The 24,203-nt window shown below is 59.4% G+C and carries 30 protein-coding genes and 1 tRNA gene; 24 read left to right on the top strand and 7 right to left on the bottom strand.

The window, feature by feature from the left end:
* The first annotated feature begins 4 nt into the window (after positions 1-4).
* From SJY10_RS09320 to SJY10_RS09230, 19 genes are all read left to right on the top strand, one after another.
* Entirely contained in the window at positions 5-271 is a 267-nt protein-coding gene (locus SJY10_RS09320) for a hypothetical protein (protein ID WP_386681834.1), read from the top strand.
* Positions 268-903 carry a hypothetical protein gene (locus SJY10_RS09315; RefSeq protein ID WP_386681831.1) on the top strand — a complete coding sequence of 212 codons (636 nt, stop codon included), beginning with the start codon at positions 268-270 and terminating at the stop codon, positions 901-903. The genes SJY10_RS09320 and SJY10_RS09315 overlap by 4 nt, the downstream gene beginning before the upstream one ends.
* Positions 900-2,375, top strand: a complete 1,476-nt coding sequence (locus SJY10_RS09310) for a hypothetical protein (RefSeq protein ID WP_386681828.1) — start codon at positions 900-902, stop codon at positions 2,373-2,375. Before SJY10_RS09315 ends, SJY10_RS09310 begins: the two co-directional genes overlap by 4 nt.
* Entirely contained in the window at positions 2,375-2,539 is a 165-nt protein-coding gene (locus tag SJY10_RS09305) for a hypothetical protein (protein WP_386681825.1), read from the top strand. The genes SJY10_RS09310 and SJY10_RS09305 overlap by 1 nt, the downstream gene beginning before the upstream one ends.
* On the top strand, positions 2,536-2,709 hold the full coding sequence (locus SJY10_RS09300; protein WP_386681822.1) for a hypothetical protein: 174 nt from the start codon (positions 2,536-2,538) through the stop codon (positions 2,707-2,709). Before SJY10_RS09305 ends, SJY10_RS09300 begins: the two co-directional genes overlap by 4 nt.
* Positions 2,709-3,098, top strand: a complete 390-nt coding sequence (locus SJY10_RS09295; RefSeq protein ID WP_386681820.1) for a hypothetical protein — start codon at positions 2,709-2,711, stop codon at positions 3,096-3,098. Before SJY10_RS09300 ends, SJY10_RS09295 begins: the two co-directional genes overlap by 1 nt.
* Positions 3,098-4,234 carry a hypothetical protein gene (locus tag SJY10_RS09290; protein WP_386681817.1) on the top strand — a complete coding sequence of 379 codons (1,137 nt, stop codon included), beginning with the start codon at positions 3,098-3,100 and terminating at the stop codon, positions 4,232-4,234. The genes SJY10_RS09295 and SJY10_RS09290 overlap by 1 nt, the downstream gene beginning before the upstream one ends.
* Positions 4,234-4,911: a hypothetical protein gene (locus SJY10_RS09285; protein ID WP_386681815.1), complete on the top strand. Its 678-nt coding sequence runs from the start codon at positions 4,234-4,236 to the stop codon at positions 4,909-4,911. The genes SJY10_RS09290 and SJY10_RS09285 overlap by 1 nt, the downstream gene beginning before the upstream one ends.
* Positions 4,904-6,148, top strand: coding sequence for a hypothetical protein (locus tag SJY10_RS09280; RefSeq protein ID WP_386681813.1), 1,245 nt, complete (start codon positions 4,904-4,906; stop codon positions 6,146-6,148). The genes SJY10_RS09285 and SJY10_RS09280 overlap by 8 nt, the downstream gene beginning before the upstream one ends.
* Positions 6,148-8,337, top strand: a complete 2,190-nt coding sequence (locus SJY10_RS09275) for a hypothetical protein (RefSeq protein ID WP_386681811.1) — start codon at positions 6,148-6,150, stop codon at positions 8,335-8,337. Before SJY10_RS09280 ends, SJY10_RS09275 begins: the two co-directional genes overlap by 1 nt.
* Before the next feature lie 197 nt (positions 8,338-8,534).
* Entirely contained in the window at positions 8,535-9,542 is a 1,008-nt protein-coding gene (locus SJY10_RS09270) for a hypothetical protein (RefSeq protein ID WP_386681809.1), read from the top strand.
* 16 nt (positions 9,543-9,558) lie between these two features.
* Positions 9,559-11,361: a hypothetical protein gene (locus SJY10_RS09265; protein WP_386681807.1), complete on the top strand. Its 1,803-nt coding sequence runs from the start codon at positions 9,559-9,561 to the stop codon at positions 11,359-11,361.
* Between the two features lie 156 nt (positions 11,362-11,517).
* On the top strand, positions 11,518-11,763 hold the full coding sequence (locus SJY10_RS09260) for a hypothetical protein (protein ID WP_386681805.1): 246 nt from the start codon (positions 11,518-11,520) through the stop codon (positions 11,761-11,763).
* The gene (locus SJY10_RS09255; protein ID WP_386681803.1) at positions 11,760-13,877 is read left to right on the top strand and encodes a right-handed parallel beta-helix repeat-containing protein; all 2,118 of its coding nucleotides are present in this window, start codon (positions 11,760-11,762) and stop codon (positions 13,875-13,877) included. The genes SJY10_RS09260 and SJY10_RS09255 overlap by 4 nt, the downstream gene beginning before the upstream one ends.
* Before the next feature lie 190 nt (positions 13,878-14,067).
* On the top strand, positions 14,068-14,451 hold the full coding sequence (locus SJY10_RS09250) for a hypothetical protein (protein WP_386681801.1): 384 nt from the start codon (positions 14,068-14,070) through the stop codon (positions 14,449-14,451).
* Positions 14,452-14,464: 13 nt separating this feature from the next.
* Positions 14,465-14,773 carry a hypothetical protein gene (locus SJY10_RS09245; RefSeq protein WP_386681799.1) on the top strand — a complete coding sequence of 103 codons (309 nt, stop codon included), beginning with the start codon at positions 14,465-14,467 and terminating at the stop codon, positions 14,771-14,773.
* Between the two features lie 34 nt (positions 14,774-14,807).
* Positions 14,808-15,020, top strand: coding sequence for a hypothetical protein (locus SJY10_RS09240; protein WP_386681797.1), 213 nt, complete (start codon positions 14,808-14,810; stop codon positions 15,018-15,020).
* A gap of 122 nt (positions 15,021-15,142) precedes the next feature.
* On the top strand, positions 15,143-15,775 hold the full coding sequence (locus SJY10_RS09235; RefSeq protein ID WP_386681795.1) for a glycoside hydrolase family 108 protein: 633 nt from the start codon (positions 15,143-15,145) through the stop codon (positions 15,773-15,775).
* Positions 15,776-15,792: 17 nt separating this feature from the next.
* The gene (locus SJY10_RS09230; RefSeq protein ID WP_386681794.1) at positions 15,793-15,999 is read left to right on the top strand and encodes a hypothetical protein; all 207 of its coding nucleotides are present in this window, start codon (positions 15,793-15,795) and stop codon (positions 15,997-15,999) included.
* A 419-nt stretch (positions 16,000-16,418) separates the two neighbouring features.
* On the opposite strand, the gene SJY10_RS09225 is transcribed toward SJY10_RS09230, so the two are convergent.
* The 4 genes from SJY10_RS09225 to SJY10_RS09210 all read right to left on the bottom strand — a co-directional run bounded on the left by SJY10_RS09225 (position 16,419) and on the right by SJY10_RS09210 (position 17,834).
* Positions 16,419-16,670, bottom strand: coding sequence for a hypothetical protein (locus SJY10_RS09225; protein WP_386681793.1), 252 nt, complete (start codon positions 16,668-16,670; stop codon positions 16,419-16,421).
* A gap of 207 nt (positions 16,671-16,877) precedes the next feature.
* Positions 16,878-17,348 (bottom strand): hypothetical protein, encoded by a 471-nt coding sequence (locus SJY10_RS09220; protein WP_386681791.1) that lies wholly within the window; start codon positions 17,346-17,348, stop codon positions 16,878-16,880.
* Positions 17,349-17,467: 119 nt separating this feature from the next.
* A tRNA-Ile gene (locus SJY10_RS09215) sits at positions 17,468-17,543 on the bottom strand.
* 39 nt (positions 17,544-17,582) lie between these two features.
* The gene (locus SJY10_RS09210) at positions 17,583-17,834 is read right to left on the bottom strand and encodes a hypothetical protein (RefSeq protein WP_386681789.1); all 252 of its coding nucleotides are present in this window, start codon (positions 17,832-17,834) and stop codon (positions 17,583-17,585) included.
* A gap of 160 nt (positions 17,835-17,994) precedes the next feature.
* On the opposite strand from SJY10_RS09210, the gene purM reads away from it, so the two are divergent.
* The 4 genes from purM (at position 17,995) to SJY10_RS09190 (ending at position 21,291) form a co-directional block, all read left to right on the top strand.
* Positions 17,995-19,035 carry a phosphoribosylformylglycinamidine cyclo-ligase gene (purM, locus tag SJY10_RS09205; RefSeq protein ID WP_386681787.1) on the top strand — a complete coding sequence of 347 codons (1,041 nt, stop codon included), beginning with the start codon at positions 17,995-17,997 and terminating at the stop codon, positions 19,033-19,035.
* Entirely contained in the window at positions 19,032-19,625 is a 594-nt protein-coding gene (purN, locus tag SJY10_RS09200; RefSeq protein ID WP_386681785.1) for a phosphoribosylglycinamide formyltransferase, read from the top strand. Before purM ends, purN begins: the two co-directional genes overlap by 4 nt.
* A 72-nt stretch (positions 19,626-19,697) precedes the next feature.
* Positions 19,698-20,855 (top strand): ribonuclease D, encoded by a 1,158-nt coding sequence (rnd, locus tag SJY10_RS09195; protein WP_386681783.1) that lies wholly within the window; start codon positions 19,698-19,700, stop codon positions 20,853-20,855.
* 28 nt (positions 20,856-20,883) lie between these two features.
* The gene (locus SJY10_RS09190) at positions 20,884-21,291 is read left to right on the top strand and encodes a SufE family protein (RefSeq protein WP_386681781.1); all 408 of its coding nucleotides are present in this window, start codon (positions 20,884-20,886) and stop codon (positions 21,289-21,291) included.
* A gap of 86 nt (positions 21,292-21,377) precedes the next feature.
* Here the strand turns inward: SJY10_RS09190 and SJY10_RS09185 are convergent, their stop codons facing one another.
* The 3 genes from SJY10_RS09185 to SJY10_RS09175 form a co-directional block, all read right to left on the bottom strand.
* On the bottom strand, positions 21,378-22,001 hold the full coding sequence (locus SJY10_RS09185; RefSeq protein ID WP_386681779.1) for a DUF1638 domain-containing protein: 624 nt from the start codon (positions 21,999-22,001) through the stop codon (positions 21,378-21,380).
* A gap of 16 nt (positions 22,002-22,017) precedes the next feature.
* Complete coding sequence (locus SJY10_RS09180; protein WP_386681777.1) at positions 22,018-22,173, bottom strand: hypothetical protein; 156 nt, start codon at positions 22,171-22,173, stop codon at positions 22,018-22,020.
* An 81-nt stretch (positions 22,174-22,254) separates the two neighbouring features.
* Positions 22,255-22,956: a corrinoid protein gene (locus SJY10_RS09175; RefSeq protein ID WP_386681775.1), complete on the bottom strand. Its 702-nt coding sequence runs from the start codon at positions 22,954-22,956 to the stop codon at positions 22,255-22,257.
* Positions 22,957-23,101: 145 nt separating this feature from the next.
* Here SJY10_RS09175 and SJY10_RS09170 point away from each other — a divergent pair, with 145 nt between their 5' ends.
* Entirely contained in the window at positions 23,102-24,181 is a 1,080-nt protein-coding gene (locus SJY10_RS09170) for a PA0069 family radical SAM protein (protein WP_386681773.1), read from the top strand.
* Positions 24,182-24,203: the final 22 nt, after the last annotated feature.

Genomic DNA, 24,203 nt, shown 5'->3' with positions numbered 1-24,203 from the left:
CTTCATGTCCACAGAAACAAACTATGTCAAAGGCCAATGGCAGGTCATATGCGACCGCTGCGGATTTTCGTACAAGTCCGGCAAGCTGCGGCGCGAATACACCGGCCTGATGACATGCAGCGGCGGCGGCACGAACAACTGCCACGACCCGCGCCACCCGCAAGAGAGCGTAAAGGGCAAGACGGACCGGCAAACCCCGCCTTGGGTGCGCCCGGAGCCGCCTGATCTTTTCATCGACCCGACCATTTTGCAGGATTGGGATGACCTATGACCACGAACAGCGACATTTGCACGGCTGCTTTGCGCAAGATTGGCGTGGTGAGTGCATCGCAGCCAATCCAGGCGGAGGATCTGCGTGACGCGCTTGCCGCTTTAGGCCGCATGTTGGCCGCGTGGCAAAACCATCGCTACAACCTGTGGACATATGCGGAGGCGACGATCCCGCTAACGGGCGCGGCGAGCTACATCATGGACCCGGCACCGGTTGAGGTTCACGACGTGCGGTTTCGGCGCAACGGTCTGGATATGCCCATGCAGCAGATCACGCGGGAGGAATACAACGCTCTGCCGCAAAAGGCGTCTATCGGCATCCCGTCCAGCTATTTTGTCAACCGTCAGGCGACTGGAACCACGCTTACCGTCTGGCCCGTTCTGGCTTCTGGCGTTGGCGAGTCGCTAGAGGTGACTTATACGCGGGCAATCGTCACGCCGCTGGCAGGCGATGCGATGGATTTTCCTGCGCAGTTTGAGGATGCGGTAGTTTACGGACTGGCCGCACGGCTGGCCGATGATTACGAGGTCGCGGCTGATCGGATCATCATGCGGGCAGAGGCGGAGTTGGATCTTGCGCTGTCATTTGACCGTGAAGGGTCCGTTTACTTTGCGGGCGACGAATACCGATGAAATTCGAGTTTGCCGCGCAATCAGCGCAGGACAGTGATAACCGCTGGGCGGCATCGTCGCGCCTGCTGAACATGTATCGCGAACCGATTGACGGGCGCACGGTGGTTAAGTCTGTGCCGGGAACGCTGCTGTTCGGCAACCTTCCGGGCGTGTTCTGCCGGGCGATGGCGGAAGTGGATGGCATCCTCTACGCGGTCCATGGGGAATATCTGTATAAGGTCGAGGCCAACGGTGTCGCCGTGCAGATCGGGACAATCCCGGACGATCCAAACACCACGATTAGCGGCAACAATGGCAAGGTGACGATCTGCGCCGGTGGAAACTATTACCTTTGGGACGGCACAACGCTGTCAGAACCAGCGGCGGGCGCGTTTTCCGAGTTCGGCAGTGTGACGTTTTACAAGCAGCTAACCGTTTTGACGGAATTGGGCGGACGCCGCGTGCAGTGGTCAAATCCTGCGGCACCGGCAACGCTTGACGGGCTGTCATTCGCCACGGCGGAAACGTCTGACGCTGACATTGTCCGTGCAATCCCCCTTGGCGGGGCGCTGTGGGTGTTCAAAGAGGCATCGACCGAGGTCTGGGCCAGCTATACCGACACCAGCGGCGCAATCGCATTACAGGCTATCGCAGGCAGCACGTCGGATCGCGGATTGAAGGCATTTGGCCTGATGGCGGCAATCCCCAACGGTGTGTTTTTCGTTGGCAACGACAACGTGGCGTATCTGGGCAGCCAGGAAGGCATGCAGCGCGTATCCAACGCAGCGGTTGAGACAAGCATCGCGCAAGAGGAACCGACCGGCGCGGCATATTACGAGGACGAGGGGCATAAGTTCTGCGCCCTGCTGTTCGATAGTCGCCCCGCGTGGGTGGTAGATATTGCCACGGGGGAATGGCACGAGCGGGCAGAGGGCAACACGCTTGGCCCGTGGTCTGTGCAGGTCATCGCCAGGGCATACGGCAAGTTTATCGCAGGCACGAAGCGCGGGCCGCTGGTGCGGTTTGCGCGGGTTGGGGCGGACTTGGGTAAGCCGCTGGTACGCCGGGTGTCTGGACGCACACTAGATGGCGGGATGGATCGGTTCCGCATCCATGAAGTCAGCCTGCCGATGACTGTCGGCACGGTCTACAACGCCCCGACCGGTGAAATCACGTTTGAGGATGTGGTGGTCACGATGCTGGACGGCACGCCGATAACGATGCTGGACGATGACGACACGAAAGTGACCATCATCGAGAACGTGGAAATGCCGCGCCTACCGAGCGAAGAAGAAATCGAATTGCGTGTGTCCGGTGACAACGGCTTCACGTGGTCAAAGCCTATCGCACGCGGGTTGGGTCTGATTGGCGAATATAACCGCCGTGTCGTTTGGAACAGGCTGGGGCAATATGAGCAGTTCACTGCCGAAATCACTTACGCCGGACCTGCTGACATCAGTATCGACGCAAGCCTTAATATCAGGACAAGCTGATGCCGGAATTACAGGAATATCAATCGTTTTCCAAGGTAGCGGAGCCGTCGGGGATGCCGACGCAGGTTCTGGTTCTGTGGCTGCGGGATCTTCTGACGGAGGTGAAGACGCAGCGGGAGCAGATAGCGGCGATGGAAGCCCGGATAACGGCGCTGGAACCATGACAGACCCCGTTGCACCTTACAGCTTTACCCGCACGACCGTTGATGGCTTGGTGTCTTATACGTTCACGCCGCGCGGCAAGTCGGACACCCTGACGCTTGACCCGAGCAATTATCAGAGCGGCTCGGCCATGCGGGCTTACGTCATGGCATGGATTGCAACCCTAGACTGATGGCACATCGCATCACGGTCGATCAGGCCCGCCCGTTTTGGGCGGACCCGTCGCAGCACGTCATGGGGTCTGCGCCTGACACTCTGCCAGATGAAGGCTTTGAGTATTGGGCGGATGGTCCGGTTTGCGTGGTTTTTCACCTGGCGCTGTGGCCGGGCGTCTGGATGGCGCACTACGGCATGAAGCGCGAAGGCTTGGGCCATTACGTCGAGCCGGCCAAGCGCATCCTGCACGCATTCTGGGCGGAGAAATCACCGGCCCGCATTATCGGGTGGACCGATGCAAGCAATCGCGCTGCTGTCGCCTTCGCCGGGCGCTGCGGTTTTACCAAAGATGGCGAAATTCCCACAGACAACGGATCGGTTTTGATGACCGGATGGAGGCCATAATGCCAATTGGTGCAATCGCGACTATCGGTAGCGCGGCTATCGGGGCAATCAGTTCAAACCGCGCGGCCTCTGCACAAACAAACGCTGCAAATGCAGCCACGGCGGCGCAGGTCGCTGCTGCACAGCGGGCGCGGGAGGACCAGCTTCGCGGCGTCAACCGTGCCGACACGATCTTGGAGAATGGCGGCGTCAACGCGCTGACCAACCTTGATCGCGGCATGTCCGGCGCACGCGACATGCTTACGAACGGTTACACCGGCGCTTATCAAAGCATGAATGGCGGGTATGCTGACGCAGCGGGGCAAATTGGCACTGGCATGGCTAACGCCACCGGCGCGATTAACGACGCCTACAACACGCAGCAGGGCATCTATCAACCGACGATTGACAGCGGACTAGCTGCCAGCGCGGCGCGTGATTATACGCTTGGCATTGGTTCCAAGCCTGCCGGGTATCAGGGCTTTGACGAGTCCGAGTATTTCCAAAGCCAGCTGCGCAATGGGACGCGGGCCGTGGACAGTTCAGCGGCGGCAAGCGGCAACCTGTTTTCCGGCGCAACGCTTAAGGCATTGCAGCAGAGCGGTAGCGACTTGGCGTATCGGACGCAGGGCGAATACCTTGGCAACCTGAACACTGTTAGCGGGATGGGCCAAAACGCTGGGGCCAACCTTGCGAGTGCGGCGGGCGTGCAGGGGCAAAGCCTTGCGGGCATCCAGACCAACGGCAACAATGCGCTTGCGAGTTTGGCGGTAGATCGGGGGCAGCAGCTTGGGAATCTCACGCTTAACCGTGGCAACGCCCTGGCGAACCTCACGAGCAACTATTACGGCGACCGGGCGAATGTGCAGACGGGCGTTGCTGGATCGCGGGCAAACGCCTGGGCGGGTTTGGGCAACAACTTGTCCAACATCTCACTAGCCACCGGTGATGCGCAGGCGCAGGGTGCGTATGGCATCGGCAATGCGCAGTCCGCAGGTGCAATCGGCACGGCGAACGCGATTAACTCTGGCATTGGTAACGCTCTAGGCGCTTGGCAGTATCAGCAGCAGCAACCGGCATCGGTGCAGCCGCAGGTCAGCTATTCGCAGCCATATGGTCAGACGGGGATGGGCAGCTATAGCGGCGGGCTTTACTGATGGCTGTCGATAACTGGGAAGAAATCCGCAACGGCATTTTTGCAGGTGAAAGCGGCGGCGATTATAACGCGCTTTTCGGTTTCTCTAACCGTGACGGCAAGCGATACAGCAATGTCCGCCTTACTGACATGACGATCAATGACGCGCTGGAGTTCGCATCGCCGTCTGGCGACTACGGGCAGTGGGTCAAGGGTCAGGTTGGGCGTGTTGCTACGCCTATGGGCGCTTATCAGGTGGTCGGCACGACCCTGCGGGCGGCGAAAGAGGCTCTTGGCCTGTCAGGCAACGAGCGCATGGATCAGGCCACACAGGACCGCATCGGCCAGTGGATCTTGGCAAACCAAGGTACGGCGGCTTGGGAGGGCTACCGTGGGCCGCAATCGCAAGCCCCAACACCACCGACGCAAGCGCAGCAAATTGGCAATGACACAATGGCAGCATTGGGCCTGCCACAGAATAACCAGCAGAACATGCCACAGCAGCCATTCTACGGGGGTGCAGGGGCCAACAACGGTTATCAGGCGGCGATGATGCAGCCGCAAGTTTCAATGCAGCCACAGCAGCAGAACGCCTTGGCGCAAATGCAGCAGCCCCGCTACCAAAACGCGCTGAACGTCGCGGACTTTATCAACCCCATTCAGGCAAACGCGCTGTCGCGAGGTATCATCAATGGCTAACGCTCTGAACGCAGGCATCATCATGGCAGGGCAACCCGTCGATGTGGTGGGCGCAATGGACGCAGGCGCGATTGCGGGCCAGCGGGCAAACCAGTTTCGCCAGCAGAACGCGCTGAACGCCTACCTGCAACAGAACGGCGGGGCCGTCATGGGCGGCGACCAGAACGCGCTTAACGCACTGGCGGGCTTTGGCATGGACGGGCTGAACGCGGCGCAGAACGTGCAGACAACGCGCCTTGGCATGGATCAGACGCGCTTGGGCATGGAAGCCACCCGGCAGAACATGCAGCTTGCGCAATCGCAAGAAGCCCGCCTGACACGCCAAGAGGAACGCGCAATCGCAGAACATGCGGCAACCCTGTCGCGGGAACAGCGTGCGCAAGAGGCGCAACAGATCGAGCAAGCGGTTGCAATGGGCTTGGCCGCGACTTCGCCCGAGCAATGGGATGCTGTTGTAGGGCAGACCGCACCGAACCTTGTGGGGCAGTTTGACAACCGCGAAGTTATTGCTGGCAAATATATGTCGATTGCTGACGTGTTGAAGCGGGCGGATGACCGCAACGCGCCGCAGACAACGGGCTACATCGCCACTGGTGACACCGCAGCGGCATTGGGCCTGCCTTCAGATGGCGCGTACAACATCGAGTCCGGCCCCGGAGGCATGAAGGCCACGGCAATCGGTGGCGGCGGGGTCACGGTTGAGAACAATCTCGGCGGCGGCGCTGAAATTGGCACAATCCCCCCCGGTTACGAGGCGTTTATTGACCCGGCGACGGGTATGCGGGCGATGCGCCAGATCCCCGGCGGTCCGGTCGATACATCGGTTGCGGACAGCCAGACGGTTGCCGGGTTGCAGGACAGCTTGGCGCTGATTGATAGCGTGATCGCTGATCCTAAGTTAAGCAGCATTACTGGCATGGTGCAGGGCAACTTGCCCCCGCTGACACAAAGCGGCACCGATTTGAATGTGAAGCTGACGCAAATTAAGGGACAAGCATTTTTGAGCGCGTTTGACCAGCTAAAGGGCGCAGGCGCTATTACCGAGACAGAGGGTGCCGCAGCTACGGCGGCAATGGCCCGACTGGATCGAGCGCAATCCACAGATGCTTACAAGCAAGCCCTTGGCGAACTTCGCACCATCATGGCGCGGGGCATTGCGCGAACCGGGCAAAAGCGCGGTGCGGCTGACGTGACCGACGATGAATTGTTGAACCAATACCTGAACGGTGGCAACTAATGGCAGACCGCGACCAGATCATGCAGGCGCTGCGCAACGCGCACAACGCTGGCGACACGCAGGCGGCGTCCCGTCTGGCAAAGATGTGGCAGGCCGCTGGCGACACGCCGTCACAGCCCCGCGAAAACGTCATTGCAACAACGCAAGACGGCGGGCGCATCATCGACATGGGAAACGGTCAGCGTGCCTACGCCAGCGCAGGCTATTCCACCACGGACCCGGCGAAAATTGACGAACTGATGCAGGGCGCAACGCCCGTTGAAATCACGCAGCGTGACTTTGACCAAGAGCGAATTGCATCGGCACCGGTGGCGGCGCGGGCGGCATCGGTAGCGCAAGGCTTGCCTTTTGTCGGTTCCTATGTGGACGAGGCTTTCGGGGGCCAGCGCGGCGACAATATCCGGCAGATGCAAGGCGCAATGCAGCGTGAAAACCCAATCGAGGCTGGCGCTTTGAACCTTGCGGGCGGCGTGGTCGGATCAATCCCCCTGGCAATGGCCGCTGCCCCGGCTGTTGCTGCTGCGGCCCCGGCGTCTACGGCTGGCGTTGCTGCGTCTGGCCTTGCCCTCGGCGCGGTCACGGGCGCGACAGAGGGCGCGATCTACGGCGCGGGCGATCAGTCCGGCGATGGCCGGTCGGCAAACGCTGCTACCGGCGCTTTCACCGGGGGCGTTGTTGGCGGTGCGCTTGGCGTTGCGGCACCATATGCGGCACGCGGTATCAGCAATGTGATCCAGCGCCTGAAGTCGTCGGACGTGCAGGTCATCGCCCGCGAGCTTGATGTGTCGCCGCAGGCAGCGGCTGTTATCAGAGACACTCTGCGCAACGGGTCGGAGGCTGATGCAATGGCCGCGCTGCAACGGGCGGGGCCAAACGCCATGCTGGCAGAGGCAGGCCGCGCCTCTAGCGACCTTCTGGACGCTGCCGCGCAATCGGGCGGCAATGCCTCGCAGATTACGCAGCGGGCCATGCAGGACCGCACACAGGCCGCGACAACGCAAATTGCCGATGCGCTAGACCGAACGCTAGGCGCACCGCAGGGTGAACGCACTCTTATAGATGCCGTCCGCACCGGCACCGCCCCGGCGCGGGCTGCTGCTTACGATGCAGCATATGCCGCGCCTATTAATTATGCATCCGCAGAGGGCCGGAGGCTGGAAGGGCTTATGCCCCGCATCCCAGCGGCTGCATGGCGTCGCGCCAGTCAGCTTATGGAATTGGACGGCGATAAATCATTGCAAAAGCTGTTCCGCATCGCTGACGATGGCAGCGTGTCTGTCCAGACGATGCCAGACGTGCGGCAGCTTGATTATATCACCCGTGCGCTGAATGACGTTGCCGCAGAGGCGGACGGCGCTGGCAAGCTAGGCGGTACTACTGACCTTGGCCGCGCAACTGGCAACCTGTCCAAATCAATCCGGCAGACCATGCGCCAAGCTGTCCCTGAATATGGGACCGCGCTGGACACCGCAGCCGACGCGATCAGCGAACGCAATGCGATTGAAACCGGCTACACGCTACTGCGGTCCGGGACCCGCCCTGATGATGTCCGCCAGTCTATCAATAAAAACACTTCGGCAGCAGAACGCAACGCGGCAAAGCAGGGCGTGCGGGCCTATCTGGATGACACAATGGGGAATGTTACACGCACTCTAGCGGACCCGGACACCAGCACACGCGAGGGCATCCGTGCCTTGCGGGATATGTCGAGCCGTTCGAACCAAACAAAGCTGCGCATTTTGCTTGGGCAAGATGCTGCGGACGAACTGCTTGGCGAGGTGGATCAGGCCGCAACCGCGTTTGAATTGCGGGCCGCGATTGCCGAAAACAGTAAGACAGCACGGCGGCAAAGCATACAAAGCGGCGTCAACGCGACGGCAGAGGGCGGCGTCCTGCGCACTTTGGCATCTGGTGAGCCTGTGAACTCGGCAAAGCTGCTTGTGCAAGCCCTTACCGGTGAAACAGCAGAAGCGGTCGAACTGCGCCGCATGGGTATCTATGAGGACATTGCAAAGGCCTTGACCGGCGTGCGCGGTGCGCGGGCGCAGGCTGCTCTAAGCCGGATCAATTCCGCAATGAACGGTCAGCCAATGTCCGAAGCATCCGCGCGGATGGTGGCAAATACGCTTACATCTGGCGGTGTTCTGCTTGGCGGTCACGAAGCGCAGACGCGCCTATCACGACAGTAGCGTGCGAAACAACGGCAAGCATGGTTCCCCACCAGGGCCATGACTTCGCCGCGCCTGCAAACATAAGACCATAAGTGAAAAGAAAGACGGGCAGGCACAACGCCGCCCCGACGATGATGACGGGCCGCGCTTTGCGCATGAGTCGGTCTGCTATGTGATCCATTCCCCCACATTTAACGACGCCACGAGGTAAATCAATGGCTGACCAGCTTTTAGCGGGCATCCCGCCCGTTTTCGCGTCCAATGGCGAGATTGTCGCCGGTGGCACTGTCGCTTTTTACGAAACCGGCACGCTGACGCCGGTAGCGATCTGGGCAGACCGCGCGGGGGAGGTGTCCCTGACAAACCCCGTTACCTTGGACGCACAGGGCCGCGCCCCGCTGATTTTTTACACTGGATCGGTTGCGGTGAAAGAGGTCATTAAAAACGCTGCCGGTGTGACAGTGGACGTGATCGACCCAAGCCCGCGCTTTTCCGTGACATCATCGGCGGCTGACGGTGTGACAGCATCACCACGGCCCAGCAACACCGGCCTGACGGTGCAGGAACAGCTTGACAACGTGTCGGACGCGCTGGCGACCTTTGCCGATACACCCGTTGCGACGGTTGGCGGCGGGACGGCTAATGCGATCAGTCTGGACAGCGGCAAAAGCCTGTCGAGCGTTGCAACGGGGCAGCGCCTGTCATTCATCGGCGCACTGGATAACACCGATTCGATGATGGTAACGGTAGACGGCCTGCCTGCTGTTCCGATTAAGACAGTGACCGGCGCAAACACCCCGGCCAAGTACGTGCGGGCGGGCGTTCTGACCGAGATGCACTATGATGGTGCGCAATGGATTGCCGAGCGAGAAAAAGAGACCATCACGCTGTCGTCAGGTGTCGCGGAGCTGTTCGAGGACGGTGTTATGCGGGCCACAAGTATCATCGACGGCACTACGCACAATATGGTCACGGCGGTTGGGGCAACCGGACTCTATACCTTCGCGTCGTCCCTTACGTGGGTATATCCGACGCCGGTTTCGTTTACCGCAGCGCCAGCAGTTAGCGGCAGCATGCAGCGCAACGTGCCTGGGTCAATCTGGGGCGTTTCCGTGTTCACGCGTGGAGTTTCTGAATCCACATATTCCGCATGGGGCAGCGTTGCCGTCGCCCCTGGTGTTGCCCGCAACTACTCAATGTTTGCCGTCGGCAAATGGTATTGATTTTGGAGACCCGCATATGACCATTATCCCGACATTTATAAGCGAAAATTATGGCAAATCTGCGTATCTGAACGCGGGCGGCATTGCGGACGCCATCGACGCGGCGGTGGGTATCACTGCTGGCCTTAGCCAGCGCATTGACGAACTTACGCCGCGCCTTGCACTAACCAAAATGGCAGAGCCGTTCTTTGGCTTCAACAACGGAACGACTGACACCGCAATTTTCTCCGGCGCAGATCGTGCATCGCAGGGCTTTGCTGTCGCTGATGTTGACGGGGTGGAAACCTATTTCTACCTGTCCCGCGTTTCCGGTTCGACATTCAGCGCAGACGAGCGCAGCCGCATTAGCTGGCAGGCCAACCCGACGAACGTTTCAGCGCCCGTTGATGGCTTTACTGGCGAATTGACGATTGGACACCAGCAACTGTCTGCCGTGACGATTGGCGGCAATCTAAAGCTGATATCGCAGGCTGTCACCGATCCAGCGCATACAGGCACTGATGCAGGGCGCGGCTTCTCTGTCATCAACTGGCGCGGGTCTGCAACTGACCAAACCGATATTACGAGCTATCAGCTTTTTGGCTACAACGGCTCTGGGCACCGCTTTGAGCGGTTCCACGGCGCAACGCCTGCTATCAGTGCGGACGGCAAGTGGCTGGCTGTTGTTGCGCAGGATAGGCAGGGCGTTGAGGCTGACGAACTGACGGACACGCAGGACAACGTGAATTGGCTGTTCATCTATGATTATGCCGAAGTAATCGCGGCGGCTGACCCGCTTGCCGTTGACCCGCTGTTCTATTCCATCATTCCGCTGGCCCGTCGCGGTGAGCGGATGCAATACACGCAAGCCGTTGCCGTTGGCAATCGGTCTGTCTGGGTCCAGCGTGGCTATGCGGCAGCGCGGGGCCGCTTCCTGCTGATGAACTATGATTTCAGCGGCAACCTGCTGGGCGAATATGAAATTGACGGCCCGCGTGCGGCCTATTCCGTGGCTCAACTTGAAGGGTCCGGTGCCCTTGGTGTTGCTGTGGCGTTCGAGCCGGAAGGCATGGCGCTACACGACGACGGATCGTTGCTGATCTTGCAGATGGATGAATGGAAGTCTGGCGGGTCTGTGGTGTCCTTTGAAGGGCAGAATTACGCCTGCAAGGCCGCCACGTCCAGCGCCTCACCCCGTAATGAATTGTACTGGGTCCGCACGTCGCAGGCAGCAAGTGGCGCATGGGTCGAAGGCATGTCTTACACGTCTGGCAATTACACTCGCAAGGCTAAGACTGTATGGAAGGTTGCCGAGCGTGTTGGTGCTGTCGGTGAATTTCCGCTCGTCGCGGGCAAGGCGCGGCCAGTGTCGGGCGCGACTGTTTACCTTGGCGCGAACGCTGTCGATGTGGCATTTGACGCTGACGAATTTCTGCGGTTCTGCGGGTATTCCGAAAATACGGGGAACTACTACACGGCGCTAGAATACACCAACGGCAAGAACTTCTTAGTGCATGACTTGCGGCCATATGCCGATAACACAAAGGCCAACCTGATAGCCCCGAATTTCCTAAGCGGGCGCGAAATTATGGAGGTCCGCGCCAACCAGACGCTAGAAGGTGGTGCAGGCATCAACCTTTATGGCAGTGGCGACAGCCTATATCCCGGTCAAATCCATCTGTTCCTTCAGAGCCAGCGTCACGTCATGTATGGTGATGTTCCCGTTCCCGCTACGGCTACATCGCCAGGGATCGCAGGGCAAACTGCCTACTCAAGCGGTTTTATCTACAAATGCATCGCCGCGAACACATGGCAGCGGGTGGCAATCGCAGCTTGGTAAAGCAACCGGCTGGCGGCAGGAGTGCAGTCCATACCCGCCAGCCTTCGCCCGCAACCCACCCCAAGGAGGCGGAGCCACGCCAGCGGGCCGCGATCACCTACGTTACAGCCAGATAAGCCGCGCAGGCAGCGCCATACCACAGAACAGGAGACAGCAGTGATCGGCATTGGAATTAACATAGGAATTGGCAGGAGGATTGGCAGTCTGCTGCGTTACCTCCGTGCGTTGTTCGTCAGCGAAGATGCCACAAGCTACACTCTATCCTACACCGCAGGAGTCAAGCCTACAGACCTACAAGCCGGGGTGGCTGAGCGTGGCAATGGCATTTATCTCACCCTCCCCGCAGCCGCGTTGGTGTCTCAAGATGCCGATAGCTTCACGATAGAAACGGATAACCTATGACAAATGTAGTTGGCGTAAAGAAGAGCGCGTTTGATGCAGCGATGGCGGAAGAAGCTGCAGCGCGGATTGCTGGAGATGGCAACCTGCAAACGCAAATCGCTGATCTCGCAGCGGGCGACATTCGCCCATTCCTGACAGAGGCCGCGATGCTTGCCGCGACGGACGTTGTGGCGAACCAGCGGGCGCAAGTTGCGGGGCGCGAGTGGATTTACAAACCGCTTGGCACATACACCGCCAGCCCGACAGTCAAGAACGGGGCGGCGTTCCAGCTTGTCAGCACGTCGCTAACGCAGGACTGCACGTTTGCAGAGGACACGCGACCGATTGCGTTCCTGCGGTCTGTGCATGGGTCTAGCACAACTGTCCGGCTGACTTATGCGGGCTTTAATTATTTTCTAGACCTAACCCAAGCAACCCCAACAGGTATCGACACAAGGGTTACGACTGATGGTGGCGTTAAGGTCTCTGTAATCCCAGCAAACGCAGTCTGGAATATCAGAGCCTTCGGCGGTGGGCTTTCTGGCGTAGACCAACGCCCCATCATTGAAAAAGCGATTGACGCAGCGAACGCGGCAGGCGGCGGCACTGTATACCTGCCTTACTGGACGGCACCTTATTTAATCTCAAGCAAAAAGCCTACTGGTGGCGGCAAGCACTGTATTGAGGTCAAGGCTGGCGTAAGTCTTATTGGCGAAGGTGTTGGCCTTACGGAAGTGAAAGCGGCTGACAGCCTTGGCGTAAACCAGCCTCTAATCTGGTTCGATGCCGTTGGGATTGAAGTTGCCCACATGACCGTCAACGGCAACAGATATGGTCGTGGCCTGTCGTATTGGGCTGACGAGGATGAAGGCATTGATGGAAAGCTAGGTTGCGGGAACATCCACCTTCACCACCTTCGGATTATCAACTGCGGTCAAGACGCTATTGACATTGATAGCTGCACGGACGGCCTGATCGAATGGGTGGACGCTGCGAATTGTGGCGGCTTCGGTATGCACCTGACGGGTGAGGGCGATGCTAACCGCCTTGTCCGTATGAACGTGCGAGATTGTACCATCACGGACTGTGGCGACTTGCGCGATCCGTTCTTTGATACGTTCGGGATTGATATGGAACGCGGCGACGATTGCTCCATTGAGCGGGTTGTCATTACTGGCTGTCAGCGCGGGCTTGCTACTTACAACAACATGAAGCGGTTTGTTGGCCGCGACATTACGCTTATCAACAATGGCGTCTGGTCGCTTTATGTGAACGGAAACCCAGAAGGCAATTTGGACTTTCACGGCCTCAAGGTCGAGAGCGTATACAATGGCGGCATTGTCAACATTACGAACACTGGCGGAAAGGTCCGCCTATTTGAGCCGACAGTTAATCATGCGCCAACAGTGCCGACGAATGTGACTTATGCAATTCGATTGGGCGGCGCGGGTTCTGAATGCCATAACCCAACTGTCACGACAAACGCGATTGGCTTTTTTTTGGCGCAGCCAAGCGCAAAGATATTTGGCGGCGAAGTTACTCTAACAGGCACTGCGCCTGCTGATTATGATGGGGCTTTTATTGAGGCGGCTGCTACTGATGCGGCTGTGATCGGGACTGAATTTATTGGGGTTGATCGCGTGTCAAGTGCCGTTCGCTCTGGTGCATTGAGAACACGCATTCAGAACGTGAAGTCAACTGGTTTCAACCGCCTTGCACGTTTTCAGTCCGGTGCGAACAACGGTATCGCCATAGGCAACCATGCTGTTGATCCAAAAGCAGAGGCGATCCAATGCCAGTCGGGCAGTTCGGGAAACCTCGTCACGGGGAACAATGCAACGGGCGCTGCCTCCTTAGTTGCATATGTGGATCAAGGCACCAATCAATTTATGGCGAATGACGTGAATGGGAAAGTTACCGAAAAGTGGGGAACTTTTACCATCGCAGACGGGTCGGCAACTGTGCTTGTCACGCATGGGCTTGCAGTTAATGCGGGCGCATTGGTCCGCGTCAAGATGGCAAACTCTGCAACGGGCGTTCCGGTTTGGGTTTCTGACGCAAGTTCAACGCAGATCACTATTTCCAGATCGGCCACGGTAGGCACACTGTCTGGAAGTTGGTTCGCCACAACTTAAAGCAATCGGCTGGCGGTAGGAGTGCAATCCATACCCGCCAGCCTACACACCGACACTAAGGATATCGGCATGGTAAATGGTAAATGCGGGCGTCATGCCCGATTCTGCAAGGGGGCCGGCGAAAATGATAACGCTTAGGCTTGCGCGGGGCGTTGCGTCCCATTTTCAAATTCGCCTTACAGAATGGCTCATGTTCTGGGCCTCTGCGGGCATGGGCGCTGTCTTATCCTTGCAAGATGACCTGTTCAGCGTATCGCCATCATTCGCGCAGCTTTCCCAGTGGGCGGATCAACCGGTATGGGCCTGCATCGTCACGGTTTGCGCCATCATCCGCGTGCTGGCGCTTATCGTAAACGGCACCTTTGCGGGCTTCCGGTATTCACCGCACATCAGGGCGGGCGCTAGTCTGGTGTCCATGCTGTTCTGGTCGCAGTTCTGCCTGGGGTTCCTGATCGCAGCTGTATCTGGCGAGGGGGCGTGGACTGCTGTTCCTGCATACTCGACCTTTGTTCTTGCCGAGTTGGCTAATCTGTTTCGTTCGGGGTCTGACATCGGCCGCCTTACGCACAAGTAGCGGGGGCATACATATGGCAGATGCAACTTGGTTCGAGGGCATCGCGCAGGGGCTTTTAGCTATCCTGACGGGCCTGTCATTGGTCCTCGGCGTTGTCTGGGGCAAAGGTAAGGCAAACAGTAAGCCAGAGGCAGGCGGCTTGGAGGTAGCCGGTGCGCTGGTATCCGACACGCAAGCGAAAGGCATCATCGCCGCGCTACACGAAAACACAGCCGCGATGAACCGCAACACCGAGGCGGCGCTTCGGGTTCATGACTCCGCCGATGATCTAAAGCTAGACATGCGCGATCTGCGTTTAGAGCTTCGGCACGGCAAGACGTAACCAATCACAAACTGTGACAGCAAGAGGGCCGCGCATGTCGCTATCCCGCCGAATGCACCGCCGCATGTTTCGCGGTTGCCCCGCCGATCACAGCGTCTGCGCCCATTGCTGGGACCGCAGGCGGCACCCCGCGTGGTTCGCCGCCGTTGTGCTGCTAAACGCGGGCGGCATCGTCTGGCACGCGCTATGGGACCGCAGGATCGTGCTGGATCATGTGCAGAGAAGCTGGCGGTTTTACGAAAAGTGATCGCGGCCCAATGGCAGAGCGTCAGGGCGTCCCCGGTGACGGTCGGTTAATCATTCGCCTGCCGCGATCACCCGCCAATCATACACCACAACCCACACCAACGCAACGCAGGAGTGCGAACAATGACCCGCGCCGAATTATGTATTCCCCGAACGCTGGCCCACGAGGGTGGCTATGTAAATCATCCAAATGATCCAGGCGGCGCGACCAATAAAGGCATCACCATTGGCACCTATCGCGCATACATCGACCCCAAGGGCAGCGTTGCCGACCTCAAGGCGCTAACGGAAGCGCAGGCGGTGAAGGTCTACAAGGCCGAGTATTGGGACAAGGTGAAGGGCGATGATCTGCCCGCCGGTGTCGATTACGCCGTGTTTGATTTTGCGGTGAATAGCGGCCCGTCACGGGCGGCAACATACCTGCAAGAGATTGTAGGCGCGGCCCCTGACGGCAAGATTGGCCCGATGACCATTGCCGCCGTCAAAGCGATGGACGCGGCTTGGATCGTCAACCAACTGTGCAACGACCGCATGGCATTTCTGCGCCGCCTGTCCACCTTCGCCACGTTCGGCAAGGGCTGGACCCGCCGCGTATCTGACGTTCGCGCCGCTGCGCTGCTGGACGCCACAGCGCCCCTCACAGCCCCTACAGCGCCGCCTGTCGCCTCTGACGACGACAAGGCCGCAGAGGCCCGCCTAATCGCTCTAGTGGACGCCATGCGCCTGCTGATCGACCAACACGACCCACGCGTATAACCCGAAAGGAAAACGCCATGACCGACCAAATCGTCCGCATCGTGCTACGGTATCTCGCAGGTGCGCTTGTCACCTATGGGCTGGCATCCGCAGCATCGGCGGAGCAGATCGCAACCGACCCTGTTCTGATCGACTGGATCGTCGCAGGCATCGGTGCCGCAATCGCGCTTGTCACCGAGCGATGGTTTAGCAAATCCGATGCTGCCGCTCTCGCCCGACGATGAACCTGCCTGACGCCTGACCCTGTTCTCAGGGGAAGCCATGCCCCGGTGCCTTGATTGGTGCCGGGGCTTTTTTGTTTGGGAGAGCCTGTTGACTTGAGCGACAAAATTAACCGAATTTGATACACAAGTTTTCTTGTGTTCGGTTGGTGAACCATAAAAGAGAGACTGCGCGTGAAGATACTCTTGGCCGTCATTGCGATCTATCTGGCGTTCGCCATAACGGGCTACATCTACGGCGCGACATTCGGCTAGGATGACGATCCTAGCCGACATACCAGATCACCTGATATGGCTAGAGTTCGAGTGCGGGCGCGACAACCCCGTCCGTGCGTCTGACGCCATAGCCGCAGGGTGCGTGACCGTTGACGACGTGCAGGCGCGGTATCGGTGTAAGGAATGCCGCGCTGCTGTGTGGCGATTTAGCTTGGTGTATCAGAGGCCGGGGGATCGGTAGGACGCACGTTTGCCATGTCGTGGATTATCGCCGTATTGTCGGGGTCTAGCCCCTCACCTGTCGCTGTCCGCGTCTCAATTGCCATCAAGATCATTTCCAGCGCCGCAATCCGCGCCTGTGCGGCGTCTAGGGCGTCGGCTGCTTCGTCCAGTAGCTCGGCGTCATCGTATGATGCGTTAGTCGTCCGCAACCTGTCCTGAATCGTCGGTGCTGTCATCCGTGCCTCCTTGGGCTGTGTCGGGGGTTGGGGTGGGGCGGCGCATTGGTTCTCCGCCGTTGCAGTCGCGACAAATCCAAGAGTCCCAAAATGACGGTATCTCGGCGTAATCGGCGTCCGCAATGTCCCAGCAAAGCGACACACCGCAATCATTGCAGATCGGGGTTAGCCCGCCAGGCATTGTGCTGCGCGATACGTGGACACCCATCACAGCGCACCCCCTTGCACACAGGCGGACGGCGTGGGGGCTACCCAAGCCCAGCTGCGTCCTGTAATTACCTTCGACACCAAAGCGCGATCTACACCGTAGTATGCGGCAATATCTGCGTTGCGCTCACCCCAATCGTGGCGCTTACGAATATCCCTGACCATATCTGGCGTCAGCTTTGTAGCGTCTCGCAGCCCGCGTTCTGCCATGTCCCGCATGTTGTCAGATGCACTTCCAGCGTAAATATGCGTCGGGTTGCAGCACAGCTTGTTGTCGCAATGATGGCAAGCGAAGCGGTCGCCTAGATACATGTTGCGGTCGATCTCCCACGCAATGCGGCTGGCGGTCATCGACTGGCCCTTGACTTTCATACGTCCGTAGCCGTTCCGGTTGGCCGACGCCTTCCAGTTCCAGCATTGATCGTCGCTTTTCGACACGTCAACTTTAGACCAGAATCGGGCGACGGTCATTACGTCATGGATCGGCTTTGCGTGGGGTAGTTCGGACCGTAACGCATTGGCAAGGTTTGTGGCGGTTTTTACCCCACCTTCCCACGAAGATTGATTATTATCAGTGCGTTGCGGCAATTTGGTAGGCCCGGCAGGATTTGAACCCGCAACCAAAGCGTTATGAGCGCTCTGCTCTAACCGTTGAGCTACAGGCCCGCCACACGCAGGCATAGCCGATAGGCCGGCAGGGTCAAGTCAGTTGGTGATCGGCGAGGCGCCGAGGACCTGCGACAGCAGGGTAATCATTTCATGTTCTTTCGCGGTGATGACGTCGGGATTACCGTCAAGATCGGACATGGCAATAATGTCGTCGTAGGTTGGCGGTGCGGTGTCGAATGCAGCCCCTTCGGGCAGTTCGATCCATGGGCCATCATCCATCGGGGAAAAGTCCATGGGGACGATTTCCGCCATAGCAGGTGTAGCCAAAAGGGCGAGCAGGGGGATCATGCGCTGTATCATCATAAGATTGTAACGGCGCAGCATCGAAAAGGTTGCATCCTATCGGCGGAATTTCGCGCATTGCTCTGTGATGTTGCGGCGTTGCACCAAAGCGCGGCTTGGGGTATCGCGCGGGGGTCAGGGACTGGGCAGATGCGGGGATCGCAAAATGACGACAGATGGATTGACCTATGCCGCCGCCGGCGTGGATATCGATGCAGGTAACGCACTGGTGGAACGGATCAAGCCAGCGGCCAAGCGCACGCAGCGCAGCGGCACGATGGCGGGGCTTGGCGGCTTTGGCGCGCTGTTTGACCTGAAGGGTGCGGGCTATGTCGACCCGATCCTTGTGGCGGCCACCGACGGAGTTGGCACTAAGCTGCGGATTGCCATTGATACGGGCAATGTGGACACGATCGGGATCGATCTGGTTGCCATGTGCGTCAATGATCTGGTCTGCCAAGGGGCCGAGCCGCTGTTTTTCCTTGATTATTTCGCGACCGGCAAGCTGGAGCTGGACGCGGCCACGCGCATTATCGAAGGTATTGCGTCGGGCTGTGAAGCCTCTGGCTGTGCATTGATTGGCGGCGAGACAGCCGAGATGCCTGGCATGTATCACGGCGGCGACTTTGATCTGGCCGGTTTTGCAGTCGGCGCAATGGAACGGGGGCAGGATCTGCCCAGCGGTGTTGCGGCGGGGGATGTTTTGCTTGGCTTGGCCAGCGACGGTGTACATTCCAACGGCTATTCGCTGGTGCGCCGCATCGTGGATGCGTCGGGTCTGTCATGGGATGATGCGGCACCCTTTGCCGATGCGCCGCTGGGCACGGCGTTGCTGACGCCGACGCGCCTGTATGTCAAACCCGCACTGGCCGCGGTGCGGGCGGGCGGCGTGCATGCGCTGGCCCATATCACGGGGGGCGGTTTGACGGAAAACCTGCCGCGCGTGCTACCAGATGATCTGGGTTGCGAAATTGATCTGGCCTCCTGGTCGCTGCCGCCGGTCTTTGGCTGGATGGCGCAGGTGGGCAATATCGCCACGGCTGAAATGCTTAAAACCTTTAACGCGGGCATCGGCATGGTGCTGGTCGTATCCGCTGACCGTGCCGATGCGCTGACTGCGCTGTTGTCCGAGGCGGGCGAGACGGTTCACCGTCTGGGCCATGTCGCGGAAGGTGCCGGTGTGCGGTATACGGGCGATCTGAAGTGAAACGGGTCGGGATTCTGATCTCTGGCGGCGGGTCCAACATGGTCGCGCTGGCCAGGGACATGGTTGGCGATCATCCGGGGCGCGCAAAGCTGGTGATTGCGAATGACCCGGGCGCGGGCGGTTTGCTAAAGGCGAATGCGCTACGCATACCGACCGCCGTGGTGGACCACCGCGATTTTCTTAAAGATCGCGAGGGGTTCGAGGCCGAACTTCAAGTGGTTCTGGAAGATGCCGGCATCGAGATGATTGCGCTGGCGGGCTTCATGCGGATTCTGACGCCCGGCTTTACGGCGAAATGGGCGGGGCGGATGTTAAACATTCACCCGTCGCTTTTGCCGAAATACAAGGGGCTGCACACCCATGCGCGCGCGCTGGAAGCCGGCGACACCCAGCACGGCTGCACCGTACATGAGGTCACCGCCGATCTGGACGACGGGCCGATTCTGGGACAGGCGCGGATGGACGTGCGCGCGGGCGATACGCCGCAGTCCTTGGCTGAACGACTGCTGCCGCTGGAACATCAGCTTTATCCGGCTGTGCTACGCCGCTATCTGGCGGGCGACCGCAGGCCTGTCATGCTGGATGGCTAGGGTTTTCAACGCCTGCGCGATCGCTTATCAGTAGGTATCCGCGCTGCCGCGGCCCTGATTGACAAGGCATCCATGCAGACCATTACCACGACCGAGGCGCTGGCCACCTTTTGTGCCGCAGCTGCCAAACGCCCCTATGTGACTGTTGATACAGAATTTCTGCGGGAACGGACCTATTATGCCAAGCTGTGCCTGGTGCAGCTGGCCTGGCAGGACGAGGATGGCCATGACGAAGTTCTGGTCGACCCGCTGGCCGAAGGGCTGTCGCTTGAGCCGCTGTACGAGCTGTTTCGCGACGAAGGCGTGGTCAAGGTGTTCCATGCCGCGCGTCAGGACCTGGAGATTTTCTGGGTGGATGCGCAGCTGATTCCCAGCCCGCTGTTCGATACGCAGGTCGCGGCGATGGTCTGCGGCTTTGGCGATCAGGCCGGATACGAGACGCTGGTGCGCAAGATCTGCAAGGCGGGCGTCGATAAATCGAGCCGTTTTACAGACTGGTCGCGCCGCCCTCTGACGGATGCGCAAAAGACATATGCCGTGGGCGATGTCACCTATCTGCGGGATATATATGAATATCTGTCGGACCGCCTGCGCAGCACGGGCCGCCAGAAATGGGTTAACGAAGAGATGGCGGTGCTGAACGATCCGGCCACCTATCAGACCGACCCTGCCACCGCTTGGGAACGGGTCAAGACCCGCACCAACTCTGGCCGGTTTTTAAGCATCGTGCGTGAACTTGCGCGCTTTCGCGAAACCTATGCGCAGGAGCGGGATGTGCCACGCAGCCGCGTGTTCAAGGATGACGCGCTTGTCGAAGTGGCCAGCGCCAAACCCAGCAGCGAGGCTGACCTTGGCCGGATGCGCCTGCTGCTGCGCGAAGCACGCCGGGGCGAGATCGCGGATGGTATCCTGAAAGCGGTGAAGGACGGTCTGGCCGTCCCGAACGACAAGCTGCCCAAGCCCGACCTGAGCCGCGAAAAGCTGCAGGTTAATCCGGCGATTGCCGATATGTTGCGTGTTTTGCTGAAGGCAAAGTCGGATCAGGAAGATGTGGCGCAAAAGCTGATCGCCTCTTCCGCCGATCTGGACCTGCTGGCGGCGGGGCAGCGAGATATTGCGGCGCTGAAAGGTTGGCGTAACGAAGTCTTCGGCCGCGACGCCTTGCTGCTGACGCAGGGCAAGGTCGCGCTGGCTGTTGACGGCCAACGTGTCGTGACGGTGCCGCGCTAAAGCGCCCGGCCAAGACAGGAGAGCTGAAATGGCGACGGAAGCCTTTGAAGACATCGTAGAAACGTTTGATTTTCTGGACGATTGGGAAGACCGCTATCGTCACGTTATCGACATGGGCAAAGCTATGCCCGCACTGGATGAGGCGTTGAAGGTGCCAGCGACCAAGGTGGACGGCTGTTCCAGTCAGGTCTGGCTGGTGCCCATGCCGCAGGATGGCATGTTCCATTTTCGCGGTGACAGTGATGCGATGATTGTTCGCGGCTTGGTGGCGATTCTGACGGCGCTTTATGACGGCGTGCCGCTGGCGCAGGTCGGCAAGATTGACGCCGCGGCAGAGCTGGGGCGGCTGGGGCTGACGGATCATCTGTCGGCGCAGCGGTCGAACGGGTTGCGGGCGATGGTGGAACGGATTCGTTCGGTCGCGGCGTCGGGCTGACACGGGGGTAGCTCCGAATTTTCGTCGAAAATTCGGATGGTGGGGCGCTGCCCCACACCCCGGGATATTTAGAACCAGAAGAAGGGTTAAGCCTGCGCCAGTGCGTGGGTAAGATCACCGTAGCCTGTGTGGCGGTGGATGAATGTCAGGCCCATGCGCTGTGCGATCAGGCGGGCTTTTTCAGTCAGGGCCGGATCGTCGGTCTGGGCCAGGTAAATCAGACTGGTGTAGTTGCCAAAATAGGTATCGCGCAGTTGCGGGTGCCGGTCGAGGCCAAGGGGGCGCCAGACGAAGGCATCGAACTGGCGCGCCAGAAAGTCGGTCAGGTAAAACGCGGTCATGTCGTCCGTCGCCGCGAATGCGTCATTTCCTGAAAAAAAACTGTAACAATGCGGACCGGTGATCATGTCGACCCCGAGTTCGGTGCAGGCCGCCCTTAACTGCCCGCCGGTGCCGCAATCGGCGTATACGACAAAGATGCGGTCGTAGCTATCCCGCTGCGCGGCGACGGCGGCCCGGATTGCCGGGGTGATACGTTCGGGGTGATTGTGAAAGATTGCCGGCAGGCAGTGCAGGTCCAAATGATCCCAGCCATTTGCGGTGCGTAGGGCCAAAATTTCATGCGCAAGAGCCCCGCAGGCCAGCAGCAACACCTTGCCATTGCCCGACGGCGCAAGGCCTGTGTCGGTCAGTTGGGTATCAAGATCCATCACCGCACTGCTGCCGTTATTGTGCCCGGCGAATCAGGACTGTCAGGACCAACCCCACTGTGCCGACCGCAGGCAAAAGCGCCAGAACGCCGGACATTTGGGCCAATGCGATGGTCAGACCTGCCAAGCACATGACGGCGACGATCAAAAGTAGGAACGGTATTGTACGCATGGTAAACTCCTTCCCGGTCCCTAACAGGTCTAGGAAGAAGTTCGTTACGTCCAGTCAAATCGACGGCATTCTAAAACCAGGCTAGTTTGCGCTGGCGCGGTTGTGCTTGCGGGCCATCCAGGTCTTGGCGGTTTCGACGGCAACGGCGGCGTCGCGGCAATATGCGTCCGCCCCGATCGCCTTGCCGAATTCTTCGTTCAAGGGGGCGCCGCCCACCAGAACGATGTAGTCTTCGCGCATGCCTTTTTCGACAAGCGTGTCGATCACGACCTTCATATAGGGCATTGTCGTTGTCAGAAGCGCGGACATTCCAAGGATATCGGCCTTTTCTGCAATCAATGCATCGACATAGGCCTCGACAGCATTGTTGATGCCAAGATCGATCACCTCGAAGCCGGCACCTTCCATCATCATCCCGACGAGGTTCTTGCCGATATCGTGGATGTCACCTTTGACCGTACCGATCACCATTTTGCCGATGGTGGGCGCACCGGTTTCCGCCAGCAGCGGTTTGAGGATGGCCATGCCACCTTTCATCGCGTTGGCGGCCAGAAGCACCTCTGGCACGAAGAGGATACCGTCGCGGAAGTCGGCACCGACGATAGTCATGCCGCCGACCAGCGCCTCTGTCAGGACGTTGTAAGGTTCCCAGCCGCGAGAGATGAGGATATTAACGCCTTCCTCGATCTCTTCTTTCATGCCGTCGTAAAGGTCGTCGAACATCTGCGCAACGAGGTCTTCGTCGTTCAGGTCTGCGAGGATGATTTCGTCGTCGTCCGACATAGGGTAATCCTTATGGCACAGCTTTGATCCGGTTGTACTTTCGTCATGCGCCTTTGCCCAGAGCATCACGCGATAAATTGCGACATCTGCACGCGTGAGACCGACCTTCGCTTGCCTGAGTTCACGTTTTGTTTTATTTTCAGGTATGGAATACAGCCTGCGGCCCCAGTTTCGCAGCCGCGGTAGAGCGGCCATGACGAACCCCGATGTGCGGTTTGAGACCCTGCGACGTGAAGGGGTGGATGACGGCTGGGCCACGGATGAAGTTCTGCCTGTGCCACGCACCACGGTTACAGAGGAGGTGCCGCGCCGGGTCATTACGCAAAACCAGTCGCCCGACTTGTCGTTTGATCGGTCCATCAACCCCTATCGCGGGTGCGAACACGGGTGCATCTATTGCTACGCGCGGCCAAGCCATGCCTATCTTGGCCTGTCGCCGGGGCTTAATTTCGAAACAAGGCTGATTGCCCGCCCTGATGCACCAGAGCTGCTGCGCCGGGAACTGCGGGCCAGGCGCTATGTGCCCCGCACGATTGCGATCGGCACGAATACGGACCCCTATCAGCCAATCGAACGGGACCGCGGGATCATGCGGGGACTTTTGCAGGTGCTGTCGGATTTTAACCATCCGGTTGCGATCATCACCAAGGGGGCGTTGATTACGCGCGACATTGATATTCTTGGCCCCATGGCGGCGAAGGGGCTGGTCCGGGTTGGGGTGTCGGTGACGACCCTTGATCCGGCAACATCCCGCGCGATGGAGCCTCGAGTGCCGCTGCCTGCCGCACGTTTGCGGGCCATACGGGCCTTGACCGATGCGGGAATCGACGTGCGGGTCATGGTGTCGCCCGTGGTTCCTGCGCTGACAGATCATGAGCTGGAGGCGATCCTGCAAGCCGCGGCGCAAGCCGGGGCTGTGGCCGCGTCGTCCATCGTCTTGCGCCTGCCGCGAGAAGTGTCGGGGCTGTTTCGCGATTGGTTGCAAGAGGTCTTTCCGGACCGGGCCGCGCGGATCATGGGGCGGGTGCGCGAATTGCACGGCGGACTGGATTATGATCCGGCGTTTGGAACGCGGATGAGCGGGCAGGGCGAATGGGCGCGGTTGTTGCGCCAGCGATTCGTGATAGCCACCCGGCGGCTGGGGCTGGACAGATCACTGGCACCGCTGCGCACCGATTTGTTTTCCGTGCCGCCGCAGGCAGGGGACCAGCTGCCGCTTCTTTGATCTGCGGTTTCCGCAATGTCGC

Source organism: Loktanella sp. R86503, assembly GCF_042466455.1.
Lineage (GTDB): Bacteria > Pseudomonadota > Alphaproteobacteria > Rhodobacterales > Rhodobacteraceae > Loktanella.
Note: the sequence above shows the minus strand (reverse complement) of the source record. Positions and strands in the feature narration are given on the sequence as shown.